This is a genomic window from Nonomuraea longicatena, from assembly GCF_039525605.1.
GTDB lineage: Bacteria > Actinomycetota > Actinomycetes > Streptosporangiales > Streptosporangiaceae > Nonomuraea > Nonomuraea longicatena.
The window spans coordinates 46,173-70,490 of record NZ_BAAAHQ010000024.1; the positions used below are offsets into that span (position 1 = coordinate 46,173).

22 protein-coding genes are annotated in these 24,318 nt (G+C 70.4%); 8 read left to right on the plus strand and 14 right to left on the minus strand.

What is annotated here, in order from left to right:
* Positions 1 to 145 precede the first annotated feature (145 nt).
* A complete protein-coding gene (locus ABD120_RS23890; protein WP_343952242.1) occupies positions 146 to 775 on the plus strand; it encodes a helix-turn-helix transcriptional regulator in 630 nt (209 codons plus the stop codon).
* A 13-nt stretch (positions 776 to 788) separates the two neighbouring features.
* Here the strand turns inward: ABD120_RS23890 and ABD120_RS23895 are convergent, their stop codons facing one another.
* Entirely contained in the window at positions 789 to 1,145 is a 357-nt protein-coding gene (locus ABD120_RS23895; protein WP_343952243.1) for a hypothetical protein, read from the minus strand.
* 223 nt (positions 1,146 to 1,368) lie between these two features.
* On the opposite strand from ABD120_RS23895, the gene ABD120_RS23900 reads away from it, so the two are divergent.
* Both ABD120_RS23900 and ABD120_RS23905 read left to right on the plus strand, forming a co-directional pair.
* Complete coding sequence (locus ABD120_RS23900) at positions 1,369 to 2,841, plus strand: helix-turn-helix domain-containing protein (protein WP_343952244.1); 1,473 nt, start codon at positions 1,369 to 1,371, stop codon at positions 2,839 to 2,841.
* Positions 2,838 to 3,509 carry a 2'-5' RNA ligase family protein gene (locus tag ABD120_RS23905; protein ID WP_343952245.1) on the plus strand — a complete coding sequence of 224 codons (672 nt, stop codon included), beginning with the start codon at positions 2,838 to 2,840 and terminating at the stop codon, positions 3,507 to 3,509. Before ABD120_RS23900 ends, ABD120_RS23905 begins: the two co-directional genes overlap by 4 nt.
* Here the strand turns inward: ABD120_RS23905 and ABD120_RS23910 are convergent.
* Positions 3,451 to 6,303 (minus strand): helix-turn-helix transcriptional regulator, encoded by a 2,853-nt coding sequence (locus ABD120_RS23910; RefSeq protein ID WP_343952246.1) that lies wholly within the window; start codon positions 6,301 to 6,303, stop codon positions 3,451 to 3,453. The two genes, ABD120_RS23905 and ABD120_RS23910, sit on opposite strands and share 59 nt — an antisense overlap.
* A gap of 101 nt (positions 6,304 to 6,404) precedes the next feature.
* On the minus strand, positions 6,405 to 6,554 hold the full coding sequence (locus tag ABD120_RS23915) for a hypothetical protein (protein WP_343952247.1): 150 nt from the start codon (positions 6,552 to 6,554) through the stop codon (positions 6,405 to 6,407).
* 202 nt (positions 6,555 to 6,756) lie between these two features.
* Between ABD120_RS23915 and deoC the strand changes: the two genes are divergently transcribed.
* The 3 genes from deoC to ABD120_RS23930 all read left to right on the plus strand — a co-directional run bounded on the left by deoC (position 6,757) and on the right by ABD120_RS23930 (position 10,120).
* Entirely contained in the window at positions 6,757 to 7,686 is a 930-nt protein-coding gene (deoC, locus tag ABD120_RS23920; RefSeq protein WP_343952248.1) for a deoxyribose-phosphate aldolase, read from the plus strand.
* Between the two features lie 2 nt (positions 7,687 to 7,688).
* Positions 7,689 to 9,113 (plus strand): aldehyde dehydrogenase family protein, encoded by a 1,425-nt coding sequence (locus ABD120_RS23925; protein ID WP_343952249.1) that lies wholly within the window; start codon positions 7,689 to 7,691, stop codon positions 9,111 to 9,113.
* Between the two features lie 179 nt (positions 9,114 to 9,292).
* On the plus strand, positions 9,293 to 10,120 hold the full coding sequence (locus tag ABD120_RS23930) for an aldehyde dehydrogenase family protein (protein WP_343952250.1): 828 nt from the start codon (positions 9,293 to 9,295) through the stop codon (positions 10,118 to 10,120).
* A gap of 73 nt (positions 10,121 to 10,193) precedes the next feature.
* On the opposite strand, the gene ABD120_RS23935 is transcribed toward ABD120_RS23930, so the two are convergent.
* The 6 genes from ABD120_RS23935 to ABD120_RS23960 all read right to left on the minus strand — a co-directional run bounded on the left by ABD120_RS23935 (position 10,194) and on the right by ABD120_RS23960 (position 15,961).
* A complete protein-coding gene (locus ABD120_RS23935; protein WP_343952252.1) occupies positions 10,194 to 10,922 on the minus strand; it encodes an AAA family ATPase in 729 nt (242 codons plus the stop codon).
* 509 nt (positions 10,923 to 11,431) lie between these two features.
* A complete protein-coding gene (locus tag ABD120_RS23940; RefSeq protein WP_343952253.1) occupies positions 11,432 to 11,947 on the minus strand; it encodes a hypothetical protein in 516 nt (171 codons plus the stop codon).
* Entirely contained in the window at positions 11,937 to 12,404 is a 468-nt protein-coding gene (locus ABD120_RS23945; protein WP_343952255.1) for an ATP-binding protein, read from the minus strand. The genes ABD120_RS23940 and ABD120_RS23945 overlap by 11 nt, the downstream gene beginning before the upstream one ends.
* On the minus strand, positions 12,401 to 12,532 hold the full coding sequence (locus tag ABD120_RS23950) for a hypothetical protein (RefSeq protein WP_343952256.1): 132 nt from the start codon (positions 12,530 to 12,532) through the stop codon (positions 12,401 to 12,403). The genes ABD120_RS23945 and ABD120_RS23950 overlap by 4 nt, the downstream gene beginning before the upstream one ends.
* 676 nt (positions 12,533 to 13,208) lie before the next feature.
* Complete coding sequence (locus tag ABD120_RS23955; protein ID WP_343952257.1) at positions 13,209 to 14,426, minus strand: helix-turn-helix domain-containing protein; 1,218 nt, start codon at positions 14,424 to 14,426, stop codon at positions 13,209 to 13,211.
* Positions 14,427 to 14,674: 248 nt separating this feature from the next.
* Positions 14,675 to 15,961: an FAD-binding oxidoreductase gene (locus tag ABD120_RS23960; protein ID WP_343952258.1), complete on the minus strand. Its 1,287-nt coding sequence runs from the start codon at positions 15,959 to 15,961 to the stop codon at positions 14,675 to 14,677.
* A gap of 71 nt (positions 15,962 to 16,032) precedes the next feature.
* On the opposite strand from ABD120_RS23960, the gene ABD120_RS23965 reads away from it, so the two are divergent.
* Positions 16,033 to 16,941: a LysR family transcriptional regulator gene (locus ABD120_RS23965; protein WP_343952260.1), complete on the plus strand. Its 909-nt coding sequence runs from the start codon at positions 16,033 to 16,035 to the stop codon at positions 16,939 to 16,941.
* Between the two features lie 632 nt (positions 16,942 to 17,573).
* Here ABD120_RS23965 and ABD120_RS23970 read toward each other — a convergent pair.
* The 3 genes from ABD120_RS23970 to ABD120_RS23980 are packed head-to-tail and all read right to left on the minus strand — an operon-like array spanning position 17,574 to position 20,110.
* A complete protein-coding gene (locus tag ABD120_RS23970) occupies positions 17,574 to 19,088 on the minus strand; it encodes an amidase (RefSeq protein WP_343952261.1) in 1,515 nt (504 codons plus the stop codon).
* A gap of 25 nt (positions 19,089 to 19,113) precedes the next feature.
* Positions 19,114 to 19,269 carry a type II toxin-antitoxin system antitoxin gene (locus ABD120_RS23975; protein WP_343952262.1) on the minus strand — a complete coding sequence of 52 codons (156 nt, stop codon included), beginning with the start codon at positions 19,267 to 19,269 and terminating at the stop codon, positions 19,114 to 19,116.
* Positions 19,262 to 20,110, minus strand: a complete 849-nt coding sequence (locus tag ABD120_RS23980; protein ID WP_343952263.1) for an SPFH domain-containing protein — start codon at positions 20,108 to 20,110, stop codon at positions 19,262 to 19,264. Before ABD120_RS23980 ends, ABD120_RS23975 begins: the two co-directional genes overlap by 8 nt.
* Positions 20,111 to 20,166: 56 nt before the next feature.
* Here ABD120_RS23980 and ABD120_RS23985 point away from each other — a divergent pair, with 56 nt between their 5' ends.
* Positions 20,167 to 21,354 (plus strand): threonine synthase, encoded by a 1,188-nt coding sequence (locus tag ABD120_RS23985; RefSeq protein WP_343952264.1) that lies wholly within the window; start codon positions 20,167 to 20,169, stop codon positions 21,352 to 21,354.
* Positions 21,355 to 21,540: 186 nt separating this feature from the next.
* Here ABD120_RS23985 and hrpB read toward each other — a convergent pair whose 3' ends face one another.
* Both hrpB and ABD120_RS23995 read right to left on the minus strand, forming a co-directional pair.
* Positions 21,541 to 23,940, minus strand: coding sequence for an ATP-dependent helicase HrpB (gene hrpB, locus ABD120_RS23990; protein ID WP_343952265.1), 2,400 nt, complete (start codon positions 23,938 to 23,940; stop codon positions 21,541 to 21,543).
* Positions 23,937 to 24,254, minus strand: coding sequence for an ArsR/SmtB family transcription factor (locus ABD120_RS23995; RefSeq protein WP_343952266.1), 318 nt, complete (start codon positions 24,252 to 24,254; stop codon positions 23,937 to 23,939). The genes hrpB and ABD120_RS23995 overlap by 4 nt, the downstream gene beginning before the upstream one ends.
* Positions 24,255 to 24,318: the final 64 nt, after the last annotated feature.

Below are 24,318 nucleotides of genomic sequence, written 5' to 3' on the forward strand. Positions count from 1 at the left end.
CCTGCCGCGCCGCAGGCGGTGACGGCCAGCACGGCCACCGCTGATAAGGCGCCGAGTTTTCGCATGCACAAGTCTGAGCAGAGCGCGGACAACAAATCAATGCCTTGTACAGAATTTCTGTACGGGGGATAATAGGATGATGGACATGGCGGAGTTGGAGGCTCTCCTGCGCCCGATCATGAAAGCGGTCGCCACCGCGGTCGGGCCCCATTGCGAAGTGGTGCTGCACGATCTGTCCGCGCACGACATGCGACGATCCATCGCGGCGATCGAGCACGGCCACGTGACGGGCCGCAGCGTCGGGGGACCGTCCACGAACCTCGGCCTGGAGATGCTGAGGACCGAGGAGGAGGACCACGACGCCTTCGGCTACCGGGGCCGCACCGGCGACGGCCGCCAGCTTCGCTCGTCGTCGGTGTACTTCCGCGACGAGACCGGCCGGGTGATCGCCGCGCTCTGCGTCAACGTGGACCTCACGCCGCTCCAGGGCGCCCGCGCGCACATCGACGGGATGCTGGGAGAGGAGGCGCCGGTCCGCGAGGAGATCTTCGCCGGCGACATCGTCGAGGTCCTCGACAACCTGATCGAGGCGGCCATCGACAACACCGGCAAGTCTGTGGCGCTGATGACCAAGGACGACAAGCTGGAAGTTCTCCGCTACCTGGACGAGAAGGGCGCCTTCTTCGTCAAACGCAGCGTGGAACGAGTCGCCCGCCGCCTCAACGTCTCGCGCGTGACGGCCTACAACTACCTCGACCAACTCCGCTCCCGTTAGCTCGGCGGGGCGTTCATCTCGCGTCTCCGGACATGATCAAGCTCCACAGCTCGTCCACCCAGCGGTTCGTGGCCTGAGGGCTGACGCGGACCATGAGACCGTCGCCCGTTCGCTCGATGCGGCGGATCCACTGCAACCCGCCGATGGCCAGCAGTTCGTACTCCACCACCTGGCAGCGGCAGCTCACCCGCACGACCCGAGGCAGCCTCCCGAACCGGAGTAGCCACCTGTTGCCCTCGAACTCCCACTCCACCCGATAGGACCTCGCCGAGGCCGGGGCCGGGCAGTCGTCCTCACCGCATCTACCCGCCGTCTCCGGCCCACTCGCCCGCTGAGCGGGCACCGGCACCTGGAGGAAGGTTTCGAGCATGACCTGGGACTCCTGATGGAGAGAAGGGCGGTCGAAGCAGTAAGCCAACGATCGCAGCCGGTCCCACCCGTGTCATGGACACCGGTGTCCAAGTTTCTTGGACTCGAATAAATGATCTGAGCTGCTGGAACACGAACCGGACGGCCGGTTTTCGGACAGGTGAGCCTCAGACGCAGGGCACGGTCCGAAGCCTCCGGGTTACGGTGGAAGCCGACACCGGCCAGTGCGGGAGCAGCAGATGGGTGTTCCATCCTCCGCGCCGGGCTCACGGGCCCAGCGCGTGGCGTTGCGCGAAGAAATGGAATCGCTGGGATGCAGCCGCGCCTCGATCGCCGAGGAGATGCGGGTTCGCTGGGGGATGCGTGCCCGCGAAGCGTGGAGACACGCCCACGGCTGGACCATGGAGCAACTCGCCGACCGGATCAACGCGCCCGCCGCCCGGCCCGGCGACGCCGTCGCGGCTGACGCCTCTCTGGTGTCCAAGTGGGAGAAATGGCCCCATGCCGGGGGCCGGCGCCCCACCCCGCGTGTTCTCGGAATCCTTGCCGAAGTCTTCGGCTGCGCGGCTTCGGATCTGCTGGATCTGGCGGACTTCCGAGAGCTGCCCGACGGCGAAGCGCGCTCGGTCATCGGCCCGCCGCCCACTGCTCAGCCCGTCGTCGACAGGAGGCTGCCCGAGGAAGGCGGCGCCGACTCCACGAAACTCGTTCACCATGCCGCAGACGAGTCGGCCGCATGGGTGGTCTGGGCAGAGAGTTCCAACGTCGGCGACATCGCACTTGAGCAACTTGTGGCCGACGTCCGCGCTCTTTCGGGCAGTTACCTGACCGGCGACCCGCTGACGATCTTCAAGCAGGTCTGTGCGCAACGCGACCGGGTGTTCAGGCTCCTGGAAGGACGGCAGTATCCACGGCAAAGCACTGACTTGTACACCGTTGCCGGCTACCTGTGCACGCTGCTCGCCTGGATCAGCTCCGACCTGGGCCAATCGCGTGCGGCCGAGACCCAGGGGCGTACCGCATGGCTGTGCGCCGAACTGGCCGGCCACAACGAACTGCGAGCCTGGGCGCTGTCCACCCGCAGCAAGGTCGCCTTCTGGGACGGGCGACTCCGCGACGCGATCGGCTTCGCCCGGCGCGGCGCCGAATACGGTTCCCCGGGCACCGTACCCGTGCTGCTGGCACTGCAGGAGGCCGACGCGTGGTCCACCCTCGGTGCGGCTCAGGAAGCGCGCGCCGCTCTCGATCGCGCAACCGATGCCCGCGACAGCATCGTGGGAATCGACGGCATCGGGGGCCTGTTCACGTGCACCGGCTTTCGCCAGGCCAACTACAACGCGGCGGTCTTGGCGCGCATCGGCGATGTCGCCGCCTCGCTGCGGGAGGCCGAGGCCGCCCTCGCCGACCGCCACGCGCAGGCGTACGGCACCGTCGCTCAGGTCCAGATCTCGCAGGGCTTCGCGCATCTGGCGCTCGGACAGCCGGACGGTGCCTTGGACGCGCTTCGTCCAGTCCTGGCACTTCCTCCGGAAAAGCGGCTGGAGACGGTCACTCGCCGCGCGCGCGAGCTTGCCCTCGGCCTGGCCCGATCCCCGCTGGCCGACAGCGGCCCCGGCCGCAGCCTCCAGGCGAAGATCGAGGAATGGCGGCTTTCTGCGCTGCCGCATACGTTGTGCGTCGACGAAGGGCGATCATGAGCGAGCGGATGGCGGACCACTGGTGGTGGCGGCCGGGCTGGGGCGAGGGGCGCCGGTTCTACACCTGGCATCTGACCTTTCGGCACGCTCCGGCCGTTCACCGCCTCGCCGAGAGCTACCGGCGGGCGCTGGCCGGGTTTCCGGGGCTCGACCTGATTCCCGACCGGTGGCTGCACTTGACCATGCAAGGGATGGGCTTCACCGACGAGGTCTCCGGGGAGGACGTGCGGGCCGTCGTCGATGCCGCGCGTCGTCGCCTTGCCGTCGTTCCACCGTTCGACATCGCCCTCGACCGGCCGAGCATCACCCCTGAGGCGATCCGCTGGGAGGTGTGGCCGCAGGAGCCGGTGGCCGCCGTGCGCGACGGGGTTCGCAGCGCCATCGGGGAGGTGTGGTCCGTCGTCCCCGAGCCTGAGGAGGGGTTCGCCGCCCACGTGTCGATCGCCTACAGCAACGCCACGGGACCGGTCGAGCCGATCGCCGAAGCTCTGCGGCGCGTTCAGGCGCAGCCCGCGACCGTGCGCGTCGAGGCCGCCGAGTTGATCGTGCTGGGCCGCGACCGCCGGATGTACGAGTGGGAGACCGTCGCCACCGTGTCCTTGGGCAGGGTCAGTGCGTCAGCAGGGACAGGCGGTGGGCGGCCGCCGTCGCCTCCCCACGGCTGCTGACGTCCAGTTTGGCGAGGATGTTCGACACGTGCACGCTGACCGTCTTGGCGGAGATGAACAACTCGGCGGCGATGTCGCGGTTGCTGCGTCCGGTCGCGACCAGCCGTAGCACCTCCAGTTCGCGCGGCGTGAGCAGTTCGCCCAGCGGGCGGGCCGCCGTGCCGCCGCCCATTCGCCGGGAGAGTACCTCGATGTCCTCCAGCAGCGGGGTGGCGCGCAGTGCGGCCGCCAGCGGCGCGGCCAGCTCCAGCCGGGCCGTCGCCCCCTCGCGGTCGTCGGCCTTCGCGGCCTCATGGGCCGCGAACAGCAGCGCTTTGGCCTGGGGATAGGGCCGCCGCAACTGCTCCCAGGCGGTGGCGGCGGCGTCGAAGTCGCGTGAGTACGTCAGCCGGTACGCCTCGCTCGGGGCGCCGCTGATGCGCAGCGTCGCGGCCGCCTCGTCGGCGTGCTGGAGCACGTGGGCAGACAGCTCGGGATGCTCGGCCTCGGCCTGGCAGCACAGGTAGCCGATGAGTGCGAGCAGCCGCCAGCCGAGCGTCGGCTTGCTCGACTGGCCGCGCGCCGACAGGATCCGGTGGGCGACGTCGAGAGCGGCCTGCGGCTCGCCCTTGACCAGGTGCCAGCCGATGTGCAACCGGGTGCTTGAGGTGATGTCCTGGACGAAGTCCTCCGGCCGCTCGCTGAGGACGCCGAGCTCGGACAGTATGCCCTCGACGTGCTCGATCTCGCCCCTGTTGAGCGCGATGTCGGCCTGCACGCGCAGGAGGTGGAACCTCGTGCGGACGGTCGGGCCCAGGGCGAGGCTGCGCCGGGTGGTCTCCAGGGCCTCGTCCCAGCGGCCGAGGTGTTCCAGGGCCTCGGCCCGGTTGTTCAGGATGAACCCCCCGGTGTTCCTGACCAGGCCGTACTTCTTGGCCAGCTGCTCGCCCTCGTCCGACAGCGCCAGGGCGTCCTCCGAGCGGCCCATCTCGTTGAGGGAGTCGATGTTGTTGCCGATCGCGCGCAGGATCAGCCGCCCGGAGTTGATGCGTTCGCCGATCTCGCGGGCGCGCAGGTTGGTGGCGTACTGGGCGGCGGCCCCGCCGGCGAGCGAGTGGCCGAGCGCCATGTTCATCTCCAGCTCGCCCTCGTAGTACTCGTCGCCGAGTTCCTTGGCCAGTTCCAGCCCTTCCTCGCAGAGCGCGCTGGCCTCCTCGACCTCGCCGCGCAGCATGAGGTGCTGGCTGAGCCGCATGAGGACCTCAAGGCGGCTGTGCGTCGGGCCGGGGACTAGGGCGAGGGCCCGGCGGAAGTCCTCGACGACCCCCATCTTGGCCTTGGCGATCTTGAAGACGGCCCAGCGGACCAGCAGCTTGGCGACGCGGTCCGGCTGGGTGTCCTCGTCCAGCTCGGCGAGCGCCGCCTTGACGAACTTCACCCCCCGGTCGGGCTCGGCGCAGTTGGCCGCCGCCAGGGCGGCCTTCTCCAGGACGTAGGTGTGGTCGGCGCCGATGCGGTCGCCGGCGTCGGCGACCTTGTCCCAGAGCATGAGCACGCGTTCGAGCAGGGGGATGGCCTCGGCGTAGGCGAAGCCCTTGATGCAGCCGAGCGCGGCCTCCCAGGCCGACAGCAACGCGTACTCGTCGTTGCGCGCGCCGTACCAGTGGTGGGCCAGCTCGACGGCGGCCCGGCCGGGCGGCACGAGATCGCGGTCGTGGGAGACCTCCTCGGCGTACCTGGCGTGCAGGCGCTGGTGCTCGCCCGGCAGCAGCTCCTGCTGTACGGCCTCGCGGATCAGCGCGTGTCTGAAGACGTACGAGCGGCTGTCGGCGACCTGGAGGACGTTGCCCGCGATGGCGGGCCGCAGCGCGCTCTCCAGTTCGACGTCGGACAGCCCGCCGACCCGAGCGAGCAGCGTGTGGCCGACCTTGGCGCCGCCGGCGGAGGCCAGGCGCAGCACCCGCTGGGTCTCCTCGGGCAGCCGTTCGACGGTGCTGAGGATGAGGTCCTGCATCGAGTCGGGGAATTCGCCGTCGCAGTCGTCGAGCAGGGCCTCGACGAACAGCGGGATGCCCTCGCTGCGCTGGTAGACCTTCTCGACGCGGCTGTACCCGGGGTTGCTGCCGAGGATCCCGGCCATCTGCTGGGCGACCTCGTCCCTGGACAGGCGGGGCAGGTCGAGCCGTACCACCCCGTTGACCCGGCTCAGCTCGGCGAGCACGGGGCGGAGGGGATGCTGCCGGTGCAGGTCGTCCGAGCGGTAGGTGAGCAGGATCAGCACCTGCGCGGCGCCGAGGTTGCGGCTGAGGAAGGCGATCAGGTCGCGGCTGGAGCGGTCGGCCCAGTGGATGTCCTCGATGACGAGGACGGTGGGCCCGGACTCCGCCAGGCGTTCCAGGAGCGTCAGGAACTGCTCGAACAGCCGCGCTCTGCTGGTCTCCGTCTCGTTGTCGAAGGTGGGCTCCCCGAACTCGGGCAGCAGCCGCGCGAGGTCGCGGCTGGCGCCCTCGGGCAGCAGGGAGACGACCTCGTCCCTGCCGCGTTCTCTCACGAGTTGCCGGAGGACGGCGGTGAAGGGCGCGTAGGCGAGGCCCTCGGTGGACAGCTCGACACAGCCGCCGACGAGCACCTGTGCGCCGGACCTGGCGGCCTGCTCGACGAAGCGGCTGACCAGCCGAGTCTTGCCGACGCCGGCCTCACCGCCGAGGAGTACGGCGGTGGTTTCACCGCGTCGGGACTCGTCGTAGGCCTCGGCGAGGTTGGTGAGCTCCGTTTCCCGCCCGACGAAGACGGGGCTCACCGTACGTCCCAGCATGTCATCCAGCATGTCATGCCGTTTCGGTAGCTTTCGACGGTTTTATGGAGGGTGTGTAGCCCGGCCGCGAGGGAGGGTGCGGCCGGGCTCTCGTGGGGTCGTCATCTCGTCCGGCGCAGCACGCCGAACACGGTGCGCCGCTCGGCACGGTTGTCCTGCGCGGCCTCCGCCGCCCGGCGATGCCTCGCGGCCGCCTGGCGAAGTTCCTTCGCGTCGCTCTGCATGAGCTGGAACGTGAGTTCCGGGTTCATCTTCGTTCTCCTCTGGGATTTCGTCCGCACATCTAACGATGCCGCTAAGGCCCCCGCCGACACATCGGGCAGTTGTCCTATCTCCGGCTGATCCGGTGGCCTAAGCCGTACGAGCCGAGTCCTAAGGCCCCTGCCACACGGGCCTGAGCGGTCCGGTTTGGAGGTAAGGTGCCCGGTCGGCGATGCTGTGGGGGTGTCAACTGTGACTACCTCGCTCGCGGAGGTGGCCGCCTCGGGCGCCACCCTGCGAGCCTTCCTGCACGGCTTGCCCGGCGTCGACCGGGTCGGCGCCGATCAGCGGGCGGCGATGCTCGGCACCCGTTCCATCAAGACCACTGCCAAGGCCCAGGCCATCGACCTGGCCATCTCGATGGTCGACCTCACCACGCTGGAGGGCGCCGACACGCACGGCAAGGTGCGGGCGATGTGCACCAAGGCCGTGCGCCCCGGCGGCGACGCGCCCCGCGTGGCCGCCGTCTGTGTCTACCCCGACCTCGTCGCGGTGGCCGCGCAGGCGGTGAAGGGCTCCGGCGTCAAGGTGGCCTCGGTGGCCACGGCCTTCCCCAGCGGCCGATCCTCACTGGAGGTCAAGGTGAGCGACACCGGCCTCGCCGTGGCGGCGGGCGCCGACGAGATCGACATGGTGATCGACCGGGGCGCCTTCCTGGAGGGCGACTACCTCAAGGTGTTCGAGGAGATCGTCGCGGTCAAGGCCGCCTGCGGCCCCGCCCACCTGAAGGTGATCCTGGAGACCGGCGAACTCGCGACCTACGACAACGTACGGCGGGCCTCCTGGCTGGCCATGATCGCCGGCGCCGACTTCATCAAGACCTCCACCGGCAAGGTGTCGCCCGCGGCCACGCTCCCCGTGACCCTGGTCATGCTGGAGGCCGTCCGCGACTTCCGCGACGCCACCGGCCGCCAGGTGGGCGTCAAACCCGCCGGCGGCATCCGCACCACCAAGGACGCCATCAAGAACCTCGTCCTGGTCAACGAGGTCGCGGGCGCCGACTGGCTGACCCCCGACTGGTTCAGGCTGGGCGCCTCCTCGCTGCTCAACGACCTGCTGATGCAGCGTGAGAAGCTCGCCACCGGCCGCTACGCGGGCCCCGACTACTTCACCCTGGACTAACGATGTTCGAGTATGCACCCGCGCCGGAGTCGCGCGACGTCGTCAGCATCAGGCCGTCGTACGGGCTGTTCATCGGCGGGGAGTTCGTCGAGGGCGGCGGGACGCCGTTCAAGACGGTCAACCCGGCCACCGAGGAGACCCTCGCCGAGATCTCCACCGCCACCTCCGACGACGTCGACCGCGCCGTCCGGGCCGCGCGCAAGGCGTTCGGCGTCTGGAGCGCCATGCCCGGCGCAGAACGCGCCAAATACCTCTTCCGCATCGCCCGGATCATCCAGGAGCGCGCCCGCGAACTGGCCGTCCTGGAGTCGATCGACAACGGCAAGCCCATCCGCGAGTCGCGCGACGTCGACGTGCCGCTCGTCGCCGCCCACTTCTTCTACTACGCGGGCTGGGCCGACAAGCTGGAGTACGCCGGATTCGGGGCCGCGCCCCGGCCGCTCGGCGTCGCCGGCCAGGTCATCCCGTGGAACTTCCCGCTGCTCATGCTGGCATGGAAGATCGCACCTGCGCTGGCCTGCGGCAACACCGTCGTACTCAAGCCCGCCGAGACCACCCCGCTGACCGCGCTGCTGTTCGCGGAGATCTGCGCGCAGGCCGACCTGCCGCCCGGCGTCGTCAACATCGTCACCGGCGCCGGTGAGACCGGCGCCGCCGTCGTCGCCCACCCCGATGTCGACAAGGTGGCCTTCACCGGCTCCACCGAGGTCGGCCGCATCATCGCGCGCACGGTAGCGGGCACCCGCAAGAAGCTCACGCTGGAACTCGGCGGCAAGGCCGCCAACATCGTCTTCGACGACGCCGCCATCGACCAGGCCGTCGAGGGCGTCGTCAACGGCATCTTCTTCAACCAGGGCCACGTCTGCTGCGCGGGCTCGCGGCTGCTGGTGCAGGAGTCGGTCCAGGACGAACTGCTGAGCGCGCTGAAGCGGCGCCTCGCCACCCTGCGCCTCGGCGACCCGCTCGACAAGAACACCGACATCGGCGCCATCAACTCGGCCGAGCAACTCGCCAAGATCCGCGAACTGTCCGACCTCGGCGAGGCCGAGGGCGCGCAGCGCTGGTCCCCGCCGTGCGACCTGCCCGCCCAGGGCTTCTGGTTCCCGCCCACGATCTTCACCGGGGTGGCCCAGTCACACCGGATCGCCCGCGAGGAGATCTTCGGGCCGGTGCTGTCGGTCCTGACCTTCCGTACCCCGGCCGAGGCCGTCGAGAAGGCCAACAACACCCCGTACGGCCTGTCCGCCGGAGTCTGGACCGAGAAGGGCTCGCGCATCCTGTGGATGGCCGACCGGCTGCGGGCCGGAGTCGTGTGGGCCAACACCTTCAACAAGTTCGACCCCACCTCGCCGTTCGGCGGCTACAAGGAGTCGGGCTACGGCCGAGAAGGCGGCCGTCACGGGCTGGAGGCATACCTTGAGGTGTGACCACCGGCGCGCCAAGCGGGCCCGGCGCCGCGCGCAGACCACCAGAGGCCACGGCTACGCCAGAGCCGGACGCCCGATCCGCGTCGGCTGGTTCGCGCACCGCTGCGGCGTCAGCAGGTGCGGTCAGATCTTCGCTCCTGTGCAGGCGTCGCACGAGAGCACATGGAGGGGGCGCGGCGATGAGTAGGCTGGCCGTTCGCAAGACCTACAAGCTGTTCATCGGCGGGGCGTTCCCGCGATCAGAGAGTGGAAGGTCGTACGAGGTGACCACGGCCAAGGGCGAGTTCGTGGCCAACGCGGCCAGGGCCTCGCGCAAGGACGCCCGTGACGCCGTCGTCGCCGCCCGCAAGGCGTTCCCCGGCTGGTCGGGGGCCACGCCGTACAACCGGGGGCAGATCCTCTACCGGGTCGCCGAGATGCTCGAAGGGCGGCGGGCGCAGTTCGCCGAGGAACTGGGCGGGCCGAAGAAGGCCGCCGCCGAGCAGGTGGACGCCGCCGTCGACAAGCTCGTCTGGTACGCCGGATGGGCCGACAAGATCGCCTCGGTCCACGGGGCGGCCAACCCGGTGGCGGGGCCGTACTTCAACCTGTCCACGCCGGAGCCGACGGGGGTCGTCGCGGTCGTCGCGCCTGAAGACGCCCTGCTGGGGCTGGTGGCGGCGGTGGCGCCGGTGATCGTGACGGGCAACACGGCCGTGGTGGTCGCCTCCGAGCGCAACCCGCTGCCCTCGATCACGTTCGCGGAGGTCCTCGCGACCTCCGACCTGCCGGGCGGGGTGGTCAACATCCTGACGGGGCAGCAGGGCGAGATCGCGCCGTGGCTGGCCGCGCACATGGACGTCAACGGCCTCGACCTCGGCGGCGTCTCCGACGCCGACCTGGCGCTCACCTGTGAGCGGGCGGCTGCGGAAAACCTCAAGCGCGTACTGCGGGCGGACGCCGAGGGCCTCTCCCGCATGACCCGCTTCCTGGAGATCAAGACCGTCTGGCACCCGGCCGGAATCTGAGTCTGTACGGTGACCCATGGCGGCCCCACCCGCCGCCATGGGTTCCGGCCTCCGGGGAACACCTCCGCGCGCCTCAGCTGTCGTCCAGCGCGTATCGCAGGTAGAAGTCCGGTTTTGAGAGGAAGCGTCGCCAATGATCAACCAGTTGGAGGTCTTCCCAAGCGGTCGTTTGCATGCCGCGTTCGCTGAGTTCGATGATCTGTGCGCCCGGCAGACTGGTGAGGATCGGTGAATGGGTGGCGCAGATGATCTGTCCGCCTTGCTCTGCCACCCGTCGCATCAAGCCGACCAGGCGCACGCACGACAGGAATGACAGCGCCGCCTCGGGTTCGTCCATCAAGTAGAGCCCGGGCCCGTTCACCATCCGCTCAAGAACCGTGAAGAACCCCTCGCCATGGGACTGTTCCGTCAGGTCCTCTTCCCAGAATCCGTGCCTTCCGGACACGTTCTGCCCGAGGTTGAACAGCGTTTCGGCACGGAAGAAGAACGCGCGCCGCTTGAGCCGAGGGCCATGCAGCAACCGTGACCCCGTAGTGGTCAGCCCGACGTCCAGAACCTCCCCCAACGAGGTCATCGGCCCGGTGCTCGCATACTTGGTACCGGCCTTGCCGCCGGCGGAGTTGATGCCGGAGACGTCGGCGATCGCCTCCATGACCGTGGACTTGCCCGAGCCGTTCTCCCCGACGAGGAAGGCGACCGGGGCCGTCAGCTCAAGACGTCGCTCCGCCAGATGGCGAACAGGAGGCAGGGTGGCAGCCCAGTCTGCCGGAAGCTCGCGCGCGGTCAGATGGGTGAGCAGCATGGCTAGCGTCCTTCTGCGAGCTGGATTGGCCGCGCCCACTGGGTCGGCGAGGGTCGCGTAGTCACCGCTCCTGGCGGCACGGTCGAGGATATGCGCCGCAGCGGAGAGCTGGGCAAGACGACCGGTAGATCACGGAGTTGGCCTGTATCCAGGCCGCCTGGCGGCCCGGCTCCTCCTACGCCCACTCGGCTACCGTGGCGCAACGCGACCCTCGCCCCAGCCGCGCGAGACGCCGACGACGCCCGCCACGTGGAAGTTGTCGGTCGAACTCACTCCGCCCTTCCGGTGCCGCCGCAGAGCTTGCAGTCGATCGACCAGATCTCGGTTACGACTCTGCCCTTCTTGCCGTCGGCCGTCCGCTTCTTCGGAATCCTGCGCCGCACCGTCCTGCTGATACCGCCGCGCCCGTAACAGTTGGGACAACTGTCCCGCCTGCCGCCCTTCTTCCGGCCCATCCTTCGCCTCCTGGCTTCACGATACGAGCACGGAGCCGGACGTCTACGGTCTGATCACACTGTGAGGTCAGGCCCCCGGGCCCGTGCGAGCGGTGCCAGCCACGCGCACTGCGTGCACGAGCGCGGAAGCGCCGCCGACCAGCGGATGGGCTGAGGCCCCCGCCATACGGCGCGGGCGATCACGCCGCACACCGTCGGGAACTGTCCGACCGTGCGTGGCAGGTCCGCGAGGGCGTGCAGCACCCGTCCACGGTCGCCCGCCACGCCGCAGCAGAGGATCTCCGCGTGCGGGACGAACATGGGTGGTGGCTCCCACGGGGTCAGATCCAGCAGTGAGAACCGCCAGACCTTGCGCTGGTCCACCTCTTCGTCCAGGCGTACCCGGGCCCACGAGTCGCCACGGACCAGCAGGACCACGCCGTGCATGCCGACCAGGTGCGCGGCCCACTTGGCCGCCGTCGCCGCCGTGTCGCCGTCTTCGATGCTCGCGACCACCACCCAGTCGCCCGGCTGGACAGCTCGCGCCGGACGGCCGGTCGAGCAGTCGTCCGGCCCCTGGTCACGCGTCACCGGCCGGACATCCGTGACCGTGGCCCGCGTCCAGCTCGGCCCAGACCATGCGCGCGCATCCCGTGCCCTTCGGGGTGAACCCCCAGCGCTGCGCGAGACCGGCGACCACCAGCAGTCCCCGCCCGCCTTCGGCCGTCTCGGAGACCGGCCGGACCTGCGGGCACGTGGCCGAGCCCTGATCGTGCACGGCCACGAACACCACTGCCCGGCCGTCGCGCAGCTTCTGCCAGATCTCCACGGAGAACTCCCCGTGGGGACCGCCCGACGCCGTGTGGCGGATGGCGTTGCCGGCCAACTCGCCGAGTACGGCCTCCGCGTCGGCGACCACGCTCGGCAGGCAGCCCACACCCGGCAGCGTGAGCCCCGCACATTGCCGAGCGAGCCGTACCGAATGCTCGGTCCCTGACAGCGTGAGGGTCATCGCCAGCCTCGACGCCGGCCCCGCCCGGCTCGTCACCGCCCGACTCCCTGCAGCGAGATCGCGGGCGCCTGCGACGTGTAGGCCCACACCGTGCGCTGCAGAGCCCAGGAGAACCCCCAGCGGCCACCCGACTCCACCGCCCAGTCACGTGCGGGGTTCGCCATGCTCCGACTCGGAGGCCGGATGCACATCTCCCGCCCGTATGGCAGGTCGATGCAGACCGGCTTTTCGAGTTCGTGCACATCCCGCGCCAACCGGACGAGATGGATGAGCCAGGTGCGTTCTACGTCGTACCAATGCCCATCGATCGATCTGTGCCGCCACGGCATGATCGGGGGCTTAGGCTGTGTCACGGGTCGCACCTCCAACTGTGCGATCAAGGCCTCGGCCGGTGGTTTGCCTCACCGGCCGGGGCCGCTGAAAATTGCCGGTCCCAGGCGTGTGACTCGGGACCTTTAGGCGTTCGGCAGGGGTGTCTCGCCCAACGTGAGCTGGAAATTTCTGCGGTCATAGTCGTCCATCGAAGGCTCAAGCAGCTCCGAGAACGGACTTCGGACAACCGTTTCGGTGCCGGTTCGGCGCGCACACCAATCGCCATGGCTACCATCGGCATTGAGTTCACGCCAGATGGCCCAACGGCCAGCGTGCCTGGCCTGCATTTCCTCCAGCGTGCTCGGCCAGGGACCGTGAAGACTTTCCGATCTTCTGTGCTCCGGCCTCAACCTTGTTCACCTCCCGGAAGTCGTCGCAGGAAATCTAAAATCCTGGAGGAGAAAACAACAGACGCGTGGCACAGTCTTCTGTCTGTGCCACGCGTCGTGGGACTACGCTACATGGCCCCTAGTCGCAAATCCCCAAGAAGTCGGCGAGATTGCGCTGATCATCCGTGAGTGCGCGAGACCCGGCGTTGATGACATCTCTATAGATATCTCGTGCTATTTGTTGGTATCGGAGCCATTGCGGGGTTTGCCGGCGTAGGTCCATAAGCATCTCGACGGTTTGATCCGGGTGCCCCGTCAGGCTGTGGGCTCGCGCCACGTCCAAACGATGCCTTCCCCACTCTTCGTTCGTGATGCCGACGGTCCGCTGAAGCGTCGCAGCCAGTTCAAGAGCCTTGGCGGGTGTGCCACCCACCAGTGCATTCTCGACGGTCTTCATCTTCACCGTGAGCGGACCGAAGGTCTTCGCATCCACTGTGGGATGCTCGCCCTGGAGGGATGCCGCTGCGGCATCCGCCACGCGGTGATAGTCGCGCGCTTCCTCTGGACGGTTGTTGCGTGCCGCTGCTGCGCTGGCGCGCAGCAGCATCCATCCCCACGCGGCGAGTTGATCCGGAGAAGCTGACGAAATCCGGGGTTCAAGCGTGTCGGCCGTGTCGGCGCACAGTCGCTCTACCTCTGCAAAGCGCCCTTGCCGAAGCATCGCATGTGCCTGACCGCTGATCGCTGCTGCCGCCAGCGGGGTGTCGTCGATCTCCAGGGCATCGCGAAGCGAGGCATGAAGCGCTGTGAGCGCGAGGTCGTGGGCGCGTACCTGGATCAAATATCGCCCCGCCAGACCCACGATGGCAGCACGAGTCCTGAGGGCATCGTGTCGCGAGCGATTCGAAAGCCCTGCAACGTGGTGATGCGCTGAATGTACTAGTGCGGGCAGTATGCCAGCTAGATCGTCATAGCGGTCGGAATGATAAGCGCGAACCATTGCCTCCACCGCACGGTTGAGCCGCGGAAGATCAAGATCTTCCGCGTCGACCGTCTCGTGCATCGGCAGGCCCCTGAGGCCGATGGGCGGAGTGATAGCTGCTCGAATCTCGGATAGAACCGCTACATCGTGATCATCGTCGCGAGGTTCGGGCGACTTGGGCGCTACAAATGTGAGTGTCACCACCCCTAGGGAGCGCGCCAGCTGATGAAGGGTTTCAAGTCGAGCAGTTCCCCCTTGCTCGATCTTTTTTACGACCTGCAAGCTCAGCCCGGCTTCATGAGCTAGCTCTTCCTGCGTCCACCCGCGCAGTCTGCGCTTCTCTCGAAGGGTGTCTCCGATAGATTTGTCTGACATGAGATGCCCGCCTTTCGAGCGCGCCACTGTGCCGCTCTCAGGCTAGCTGAAGGCAATATTTAGCGGGATCAGTTGGAGCAACACCCTTCAAACGCTGCCTATGGCGGGTGCACTGCTCATGGAGCAGCACGGACACACAACTGACCAAGGCCCTCTGTCTCCCCGGAGGCCGGGCCAGCCCCGAAACGGGGGATTCCTCCAAGATGACGCTCCTCGACAGGGCCCGCTCCACCGTGACGCCGTCGCGGTCAACCCCGAGGGGGGATCGTGTGTGTGTGGCGTAGGAGGTTCGCCGGGTCGCGGACCGACTTCAGATGCTGGAGTCGGGCGTAGTCCTCTTCGGTGAAGGCCGCCTTGATCGCCTCCGGGGTGGCGTGGGCGGCCGAGACGAAGTTCAGCATCTGGCCGCCCGTCGCCCACGGGCGCAGTTCCTTCTCCAGGTGCGCGTGCACGTCGGGCACGTCGGCGCCCCGGGTGATGCGCTGTGCCAGGTAGGCCGCGTCCCTGTTGCCGACCGCGTTGGGGGTCTTCGGGTCGCGGGCCAGGGCGCCGCCCAGGTGGCGGAACTCCACGACCGCCTCCGTGGCCGCCCGCGCTGTCTCCACCGCCTCCGGTGGGAGAGTGTGGAGCAGGGTGTGCGAGCCTTGCACAGCCGCAGGCTCCGTCGGGTCGTTGTAGATCGTCTCGCTCCTGCTGTAGGGGAGTTCGCCCAGGGTGTCGAGCAGGCGGGGGCCGAAGGCGCGCAGCGGGGCCACCAGATCCTCGCCGTCGGCGACCGTACCTGTATAGGCGATGCGCACGTGCACCACGCGGCGGCCCCGCAGGGGCTCCGGCAGCGCGGGGACGTCGGGATAGGGGATCACCGCCACCGACGTGGTCAGTTCCTCGGGCAGGTCGGCGGTCCACTCGCGCCAGGCGTGGACGGCGTCGAAGTCGGCGAAGTACAGGCCGCCCCCGTACAGCGTACGGACCGGGAACAGGTCGAACTCCAGGCCCGTCACCACACCGAACGCGCCGCGCCCGCCGCGCAGCGCCCAGAACAGGTCGGTGTCGTCGTCGGCGGTCACCCGGCGGTGCTCGGCGTCGGCGGTGACGACCTCGACGGCGCGCACGTGGTCGGCCGCATAGCCGTACTGACGGGCCATGATGCCGAGCCCGCCGCCCAGTGTGTACCCGACGACACTGACATCAGGGGCGGAACCGGACAGCGGGGCCAGCCCGTACGGCGCCGCCGCCTCGACCACCTGGCGCCAGCGGGTGCCCGCCGCGACCCACGCGGTGCCGGCCTCCGGGTCCACGCGGACCCCGGTCAGGCGGGAGGTGGTGATGAGGACGCCGCCCTCGCCGGGGTGGGGCACGCCGTGTCCGGTGGCCTGTACCGCCACGGGTAGGTCGCGGGCGGCGGCGTGCGCCACGGCGGTCCTGACGTCCGCCGCGCTCTCGACCGCGAAGATCACTTCAGGGCGGTGGCGTACGGCGAGCTGGAAGCCGGTCCGCTCCCGGTCGTAGCTCTCGTGGTCGGCCGTGATGTTCATGACCCAACCTTGGCCCGATGCCGACCCATAAGTCCAAGAGATGGATCTGATGGCTACTATCATGGTGCGTTATGGAGCTGCGTCAGTTGGAGTACCTGGTCGCCGTGGTCGACGAGGGCGGGTTCACCAAGGCCGCCGCCAAGATGCACGTCGCGCAGCCCGGGGTGAGTGCGCAGATCAAGCAACTCGAACGCGAGCTCGGTGAGCGGCTGCTCGACCGTTCCGGGCGCACCGTACGGCTGACCGAGGTCGGACGGGCCGTGCTGCCCTACGCACGGGCCGCACTCGGCGCCGTCGCCGGGGCACGGGCGGCCGTGGACGAGTTCACCGGGCTGCTGCGCGGCCGGGTCGTGATGGGCGGGGTCACCATCCCGGCGCGGCTCGACCTCGCCGAGATGCTCGCCGACTTCCACGAGCGGCACCCGGCCGTGGAGCTCTCGATGACGGAGATGGACCCGGCGACCCTGCTCGACTCGCTGCTCGCCGGACGGGTGGACGTCGGGCTGACCGGGCTCGGCGCCCCGCTGCCGCCGAACGTCGCGGCCGAGGTCGTGCTCGACCATCCGCTGGTGGTGGCCGTACGGCCGGGGCACAAACTGGACGGCCGTTCGTCTATCACGCTGGCCGAGCTCGACGACCTCCCGCTGATCACGCTGCCGCGCGGGACCGGACTGCGCACCGTCCTCGACGGGGCGTTCGCCGAGGCCGGGATCAGGCCACAGATCGCCTTCGAGGCGAGCGAGCCATACTTCCTGGCGGAACTCGCCGCGCACGGTCTCGGAGTGACCATCCTGCCCCTGCCGAAGGCCCGGTTGCACGGCGACCGCCTACACGTGATCGAACTGACCCGCCCGTCGCTGCGGGGGCAGTTGGGCCTCATCTGGCGCACGGACGGCTCCACCAGCCCCGCCGCCCGCGCCCTCGTAGCCCACGCCCGCCGCCACCTGGCCCAACGAACGCGCACGGAGGCTGCGGAGTAGCTGGCACGGGCGCGGTAGCGACCGTCACAAAGCCCCGAAGCCACCTCCCTACGCCCGAACACGCCCGCGCTGGGAGCGGCATGAGGTCTTCACCGACGGCTAGGCGAAACATCCCCGCGTTCGCGGGGGCGATGAAATCGAGGCGCAGTGGCTCGGCGACCTGCTGGGAACACCCCTACGTGCGCGGGGGCGACACATTACTCCTGAAGGAACAACCCAGAGAGGTAGGAACATCCCCGCGCGGGGATGTTCCCCGGGCACGTATCCGGTTCACGCCGCCGGGTGGGTCGCCCCCGCGCACGCGGGGATGTTCCCGTGACCACCGCGCTCCGCAACCCGCCGGACGAGTCGCCCCCGTGCACGCGGGGATCCTGCGAGGAGGCCGGGCGGGAGCGGGGCCGTCCGGGGAGGGCGGCCCGCGTATGTGGGCATGTTGCGCCGTGCGCTCCTGGACGGGTGCTCGTTGTTGACGGGCGCCTTCACGGACGCATATCCGCTGTCTGAAGCACCGCAACGTGGCCGTTCGTCGCAGCATCGGACAGGTGTCCGCGGCGCAAGCCGCAGAATCCCCGCCCGGGAATAGCCCCTGGGGTGTCTGACGGGCAGCCCCCGGGGGCGTGGGTGCGGTTGGCTCAGAGTGAGTAGCCCGGGGCGCGGACGGGTGGGTGGGCGTCTGTGAGGTGGGCGGCCAGGGCCAGGAGGAGATGGTCGGAGCCGGGGCGGGCGATCAGCTGTACAGAGATGGGGACGCCAGTCGTATGGGTGGCGATGGGGACCGATAGGGCGGGCCAGCCGGACATGTTCCACATGCCGGTTACCGGGGCGTAGCTTGCGTTGGCCAGTAGGTTGCGGATTAGGCCGCGTTCGCCCCAGCGGGCCGCGTTCGGGGGTGGGGCGGCCAGGGTCGGGGTGAGTATTACGTCGGCGTCGGCGAACCAGTCGTCGGCTGCCTGGGAGCGCCAGCGTTCCCGGCCCTTTGCTCCGTCCAGGCCGAGCGTTCGCAGAATGCGGCCTGCTCGGGCCAACGCTCTGGTGCGCCGTTCCAGCACCCTGACCGTCACCGTCCTCGCCGAGCCGTGTACGGCGCCTGCGCCGATGTCCTGTGCCGGACCCTTCCCGAGGTCCTGCCCGGAGTCCAGCGCGGTGCCTCTCGCGCCCAGTGCTGTCACCTGGGCTGCGGCTCTCATGGTATCGGGGTCTTCCGGTTTGAGGTCGGAGGCGTCGGCCGTGTCCACTGCGGCGGCGGCGCGGGAGAGCCAGAAGGCGGCCGTGGACAGGCCAAGCCACTGTGGCATGCGGCGCCGGTGCCGGGTGGTCGTGTGTCCGGCTCGGCGTAAGGTTGCGGCCGCCGCGCGGACGGCTGCGCGGAACTGGGGGTCCATCGGCAGGCCGAATGGCAGTGGCTGTGGCGCGTAGGCCACGCGCAGGGAGCGGGAGCCGTCGCGCCATGCGGTGGCGAGGGCGGGGGTGGCGGCTAGTACCGACAGGGCCAGCGACAGGTCGGCGATGTTCCAGGCTAGGGGGCCGTTCTCGGTGAGGCCGGCCCAGTCGTCGTCGGGCGGTGGCACCAGACCGGGGCCCGGCTTCACGGCCAGGACGCCGCAGCAGGCCGCCGGGATGCGGAGGCTGCCCATGCCGTCGTTGCCCAGCGCGATCGGTACCATTCCGGCCGACACGGCGGCGGCGCTGCCTGAGGAGGAGCCGCCGGCCGTACGGGCTGGGGACCAGGGGTTGCGGACAGTGCCGAAGGCGCTGTCACCGAAGCCGACCAGGCCGAGTTCGGGCATGTTGGTCAGCCCGACGATCACCGCGCCCGCCGCGCGCAAGCGGGCGACGGCGGGGTGGTCGGCGGCGGCCCTGGCCGTGCCGACGGCGGCCGAACCATGGCGCGGGGTCTCGCCCGCGACGGCGAGGTTGTCCTTGACCGCCACCGGGACCCCGGCCAGCGGCAGGCGGGCGAGGTCGCCGCGCGCCCCCACCGCCCGCGCCTCGTCGATCGCCTGTTTTCTGACCAGCCGGAACGCGCTCACCCGGGGTTCGCGTTCGGTGATGACACGGAGGTGGTCCGCCATGACGGTGGCGGGCGTGACCTCCCCGGCGCGTACGGCGGCCGCGATCTCCACGGCGGACTTGCCTGCCCACAACATGTCTAGAGTGTGCAGGTTTCGGGCGTTAGGGGCGAGGTTCCCGGCCGACCTCTTTGAGGGCCAGGCGCAGGGCGTACTCGATCTGGGAGTTGATGCTGCGGATGTCGTCGGCCGCCCACTTCGCGATGGCGTCGTAGACGGCCGGGTCCAGCCGCAGCAGGAGCTTCTTCTTGTCAGGCATAGAGGCTGCCGGTGTTGACCACCGGCTGAATCGCCCGGTCGCCGCACAGGACCACCAGCAGGTTGGAGACCATCTGGGCCTTGCGCTCCTCGTCCAGGTCGACGACCCCCTCCTGGGCCAGTCTGTTGAGGGCCAATTGGACCATGCCGACCGCGCCTTCGACAATGTGAGTGCGGGCCGCGACGACCTGGGCGGCCTGCTGGCGGACCAGCATCGCCTGGGCGATCTCGGGGGCGTAGGCCAGGTGCGTGATGCGGGCCTCCAGCACCTCCACGCCCGCGAGGTCGGTGCGTTCGCGCAGCTCGGAGGTGAGCTCCTCGGCGACCGTGGCGCCGTCGCGCAGGCTCGTGCGCGCCTCCTCGTGCGAGTCGTAGGGGTGGGTCGTGGCCAGGTGGCGGACGGCCGCCTCGGACTGGATCGCGACATACTCCTCGTAGTCGTCGACGGAGAAGACCGCGCGGGCGGTGTCGACCACCTTGAAGACCACCACGGCGGCGATCTCGACCGGGTTGCCGTCGGCGTCGTTGACCTTGAGCTTGGTGGTCTCGAAGTTGCGCACCCGCAGCGTCACCCGCTGCTTGGTGGTGAGCGGCAGCACCCACTGGAAGCCCGCGTCGGCGACCGAGCCGATGTAGCGGCCGAGGAACTGCACGACCTTGGCCTCGTTCGGGTTGATCACGGTGAAGCCGGTCAGGATCAGCAGCGCGAGCAGGCCACACAGGGCCGCGGCCACGAGGCCGCCCGCAGTCGCCGTCATCAGTGCCGCGAAGCCGGCCCCGGCCAGCACCAGCAGGACGATGAGGGCGAGGAAACCGTTGACGCGGAAGGCCCTTTGTGCCATCGCTTCTCCCTTGGTATTGAAGTGATATCACGATGATAGCTCAGTAGGGTCGTGGTGTGAAATCGCTTGCCACGGTCCAGCGCTCGCTCGGTGACCCGTCGCTCACCTATCCGCTGCTGCCGCCCCTGACCAGGGGCTGCCCGCAGACCGGCACCGACGAGCTGGCCCAGCCGCTTGAGGTCGACTACGACTACGACGCGGTCCCCGCCACGCTGTTCGACCAGGAACCCGGACCCGACCTCGCGCGATGGGCGCCGCTGCTGCCGCCCCTGCTCGCGCCGACGCTCGGCGAGGGCGGCACCCCGCTGATCGAGTACGACGGGGTGTACATCAAGGACGAGTCACGCAATCCCACCTGGTCGCACAAGGACCGCCTCAACCGGGTCACCGTCAGCGCCGCTCTCGCCGCAGGAGCGCCCGGCGTGGTCGTCGCCTCCTCGGGCAACCACGGCGCGTCGGCCGCCGCCTACGCCGCGCGCGCCGGGCTGCCCGCCGTCGTCATCGCCTCCGCCGAGTCGCCGCCCGCGGTCCAGACGTTCGTGCGCTCGTACGGCGCCACGGTCCTCACCGTCGCGGCCGAGCAGCGGTGGCCGCTGCTGCGCGACATCGTGGACAACCTGGGCTACCACCCGGTCAGCAACCAGACCGTCACCCACACCGGGCACCCGTACGGGCCCGAGGGGTACAAGACCGTCGCCTACGAGGTCTTCCTGCAGCTCGGACGGGTGCCCGCCGCCGTGTTCGCACCCAGCGGTTACGCGGAGCTGCTGTTCGGGGTGTGGAAGGGGTTCGTGGAGCTCCGGCGGCTGGGACTGGCCGGGAGCGTCCCCGCCGTGTTCGCCTGCGAGCCCGCCGCCGGCGGCCCCACCACCAGGGCCGTGGCCACCGGGGCGCCCGCCGCGATCGTGGAGACGGGGGAGTCGGCCGCCTACAGCATCCTCTGCGAGGTGGGCGGGCGGCGCGGCGTGCTGGCGGTCGAGGGGAGCGGCGGCGCCGGGGTGCTGGTGGACGACGTGGCGCTGTCGAGGGCGCAGCGGGAACTGGCCGGGGCCGGGCTCTGGTACGAGATCTCGGGTGTCGCGGGCTATGCCGGATACCGGGCGCTCGGGCGGGAGTTCGACGGGCCGGTCGTCTGCATCGCCACCTCCAGCGGCTTCAAGGACCTCGGCGTGGGGCAGACCCCGGTGACCGTCTCGGACAACCCGACCTGGCGCGACGTCCAGGCCGAGGTCGAGCGCCGGTGACGCGCGTGGAGCCGGGGTGGGCGGGTTTGAGGTGCGGCAGAGGTAGCGCCCCGGCGGTGCCGTGGTAGAGGGGCAAGGGCGGAGTCGTCACGGCGAGATCCGCTCAGCGGGGAGGAGCGTGTTCCTGGAGGCCGTCAGCTCAGGGCGGCGGGTGGCGTGGGCGGGGGCTGGGCCGTAACGGGGAGTTTATGGGCGGGGCTTGGTACGGCGCGTCGGGAGCGCACCGATCGGGTCCTCAGGCCAAGGATGCCTCGGGTAGCGGCCGCGGAGTTCCGCGCGCACTGCCCGGTAGCCGTCGCGCCAGAACGAGGCCAGGTCCGCCGTCACCGCCGCCGGACGTCCCGCCGGTGACAGCAGGTGCACCAGCAGCGGCACCCCCGCCACCTGCGGCGCCCGCTCCCACCCGAACAGCTCCTGCAGCTTCACCGCCAGCACCGGCTGCTCGCCCGAGTAGTCGATCCGGATCCGCGACCCGCTCGGCACCTCGACCCGCTCCGGCGCGACCGCCTCCAGCCGCTCGCTCCACGGCACCAGCCGCGACAGCGCGCTCGCCACGTCGATCCCGGCCAGGTCGGCGCGGCGCCGCGCGCGCGACAGCTCCGGTTCGAGCCACCGGTCGGCCAGCGCCACGAGGTCGGCCACGTCCGGCCACGGGTCGCCGAGCGCGCGGCGGCAGAACGCCAGCCGGTCGCGCACCGCCTTCGCCGCGGGCGTCCAGGTGAGGACGTCCTCCATGCGCAGCCCGTGCAGCAGTGCCGCCCTGACGTCGGCGCCGTCGAGCGGTCGCGACGCCAACTCGATCGCGCCGAGCCGTTCGACGCGGCACGCGGACACGTCGCCGCGCCGCTCGCCCGGCGGCACCCGCCACTCGACCTCGTCCTCCACCGTCACCGGTACGGCCAGCCGCGCAGTCGCCTCGTCAATGGCGACCGCCTGGCGGACACGGGCGTCCGCGGAGCCCGTCGGCCGGTCGGCCACGGCGATGGCCAGCCACTCGGCGCTCGCCAGCCGCGACCCCTCGCCGAGCCGCGCCCGCGTGCCCGACGCCATCAGGAAGCCGCCGCCCCGCCGCCGCGCCACCCGCTCGGGGAAGGCCAGCGCCACGACCGCCCCGGCGAGGCCCTCGGGGGCGACGGAGGCCCGCCCGGGAGGACCGGGGTCTGCGCGATCGGCCGGCTCCGCCGAGGCCGTCCGGAAAGTGCCGGTCAGGCGCCTGACCTCCTGGCGCCAGCGGGGCAGGTCGCCCCGGCGGGCCATGCGCAGCACCTCGGTCAGGTCGTCGGGAGCGTCCCTCGGCAGCGGGTCGGAGAGCAGGGCGACGATCTCGGCGGCGCCCGGCCCGAGGTCCAGCAGCGCCCGCGCCAGCCGGGGATGGACGCCGAGCCCGGCCATCCGGCGTCCACGCTCGGTCACCCGGTGCCCGTCCAGGCCGCCGAGCAGCCGCAACGTCTCCAGCGCCGCACCCATCGCGGCCTCCGGCGGCGCGTCGAGCAGGCGCAGCCCGGCGGCGTCCGCCGTCCCCCAGCAGGCCGCCTGGAGCGCGAACCCGGTGAGGTCGGCCAGCGCGATCTCCGGGCGGGCGTGTTCGGACCGGCGCTCGGACTCGGCCCAGCACCGGTAGACGACGCCGGGCGCCTCGCGGCCCGCGCGCCCGGCCCGCTGGGTGGCGGCGGCCCGCGAGGCCCTGACGGTGGTGAGCGAGCCGAGCCCTCTGGCGTGGTCGGTACGGGGCTCGCGGGCCAGCCCGGAGTCGACCACCACCCGCACGCCCGGCACGGTCAGGCTGGACTCGGCCACGGACGTCGCCAGCACCACCCGGCGCCGCTCGCCGGGCCGCAGCACCGCCTCCTGCACCGCGCCGGACGCCTGGCCGTGCACCTGTAGGACGTCCACCCCGAAACGGCCGCTCGCGGCCACCTTGGCGATCTCGCCGACGCCCGGCAGGAAGCACAGGACGTCGCCGTCGTGCTCCTCCAGCGCCAGCCGCACGACCGAGGCCACGTGGGACAGGAACGCCGGGTCCACGCGCAGCCCGTGCGGCGGCGCCATAGGCCGAGGCGGCGGCGCCCAGACGGTCCGCACGGGGTGCGCCGCGCCGGTGGCGGCGATGACGGGGGCGTCGCCGAGCAGCGCCGCCAGGGGTTTCGCGTCCGCCGTGGCGGAGGCGGCGAGCAGCCGCAGGTCGGGGCGCAGCGTCTCGCGGACGTCCAGGAGGAAGGCGAGGGCGGTGTCGGCGTCGAGGTGCCGTTCGTGGCATTCGTCGAGCATCACGACGTCCACGCCGCCGAGTTCGGGATCGCGCTGGAGCCGCTGCAGCAGAACGCCGGTGGTGACGACCTCGACGCGGGGTTCGCGCGTCCCGGTGCCGCGCTCGCCGCGGATCGTGTAACTCGCGCCCATCCGCCGGGCGGCGGCCCGTACGGCGAGGCGGCGCGGTTCGGCGACGACCACCCGCAGCCCCGCCTGGGCCAGCATGAGCGGGACCACGGTCGTCTTGCCGGTGCCCGGCGGCGCGGTGAGGACGGCGCAGCCGTGGGAGTCGAGCGCCTCCCGCAGCGCGGGAACCACCGCCGCGATCGGCGTCACCGGCTGTTCCGGGCGGCGGCGAGGATCGCGTCGAGCAGGCCGGGGAAGCGGAGGTCCAGGTCCTGCCTGCGGAGCCGGAGGTGGCGTTCGCGTCCCACGGCGTACGTCCGCATCACCCCCGCCTCTCGCAGCGTGCGGTAGTGGTACGACAGCGTGGACTTGTGGATCTCCAGGTCCATGCCCGCCTCCGTGCACCGCAGCTCTTCCACCGCCGCGAGTTTGGCGGCCAGCACGAGCCGGATGGGGTCGCTCAGCGCGCGCAGTACCTCGGTGAGCCGGATGTCCGCGACCGAGGGCTCGGGTAGCTGTCGCATGTCGGTCAGCCTACTTCAGTTGGATTGTTTGACAAAAATCCAACCAATGCGCGAGCGTTGTTAT

Coding starts and splice junctions, on each gene's coding strand:
- ABD120_RS23995 (WP_343952266.1), bottom strand. CDS start 24,254: ATGCGACAGCTACCCGAGCCCTCGGTCGCGGACATCCGGCTCACCGAG.
- ABD120_RS23930 (WP_343952250.1), top strand. CDS start 9,293: ATGAGTAGGCTGGCCGTTCGCAAGACCTACAAGCTGTTCATCGGCGGG.
- ABD120_RS23890 (WP_343952242.1), top strand. CDS start 146: ATGGCGGAGTTGGAGGCTCTCCTGCGCCCGATCATGAAAGCGGTCGCC.
- ABD120_RS23950 (WP_343952256.1), bottom strand. CDS start 12,532: ATGGCGAACCCCGCACGTGACTGGGCGGTGGAGTCGGGTGGCCGCTGG.
- ABD120_RS23915 (WP_343952247.1), bottom strand. CDS start 6,554: ATGAACCCGGAACTCACGTTCCAGCTCATGCAGAGCGACGCGAAGGAA.
- ABD120_RS23895 (WP_343952243.1), bottom strand. CDS start 1,145: ATGCTCGAAACCTTCCTCCAGGTGCCGGTGCCCGCTCAGCGGGCGAGT.
- ABD120_RS23960 (WP_343952258.1), bottom strand. CDS start 15,961: ATGAACATCACGGCCGACCACGAGAGCTACGACCGGGAGCGGACCGGC.
- ABD120_RS23975 (WP_343952262.1), bottom strand. CDS start 19,269: ATGCCTGACAAGAAGAAGCTCCTGCTGCGGCTGGACCCGGCCGTCTAC.
- ABD120_RS23955 (WP_343952257.1), bottom strand. CDS start 14,426: ATGTCAGACAAATCTATCGGAGACACCCTTCGAGAGAAGCGCAGACTG.
- ABD120_RS23980 (WP_343952263.1), bottom strand. CDS start 20,110: ATGGCACAAAGGGCCTTCCGCGTCAACGGTTTCCTCGCCCTCATCGTC.
- ABD120_RS23910 (WP_343952246.1), bottom strand. CDS start 6,303: ATGCTGGGACGTACGGTGAGCCCCGTCTTCGTCGGGCGGGAAACGGAG.
- ABD120_RS23965 (WP_343952260.1), top strand. CDS start 16,033: ATGGAGCTGCGTCAGTTGGAGTACCTGGTCGCCGTGGTCGACGAGGGC.
- ABD120_RS23935 (WP_343952252.1), bottom strand. CDS start 10,922: ATGCTGCTCACCCATCTGACCGCGCGCGAGCTTCCGGCAGACTGGGCT.
- ABD120_RS23925 (WP_343952249.1), top strand. CDS start 7,689: ATGTTCGAGTATGCACCCGCGCCGGAGTCGCGCGACGTCGTCAGCATC.
- ABD120_RS23970 (WP_343952261.1), bottom strand. CDS start 19,088: ATGTTGTGGGCAGGCAAGTCCGCCGTGGAGATCGCGGCCGCCGTACGC.
- ABD120_RS23905 (WP_343952245.1), top strand. CDS start 2,838: ATGAGCGAGCGGATGGCGGACCACTGGTGGTGGCGGCCGGGCTGGGGC.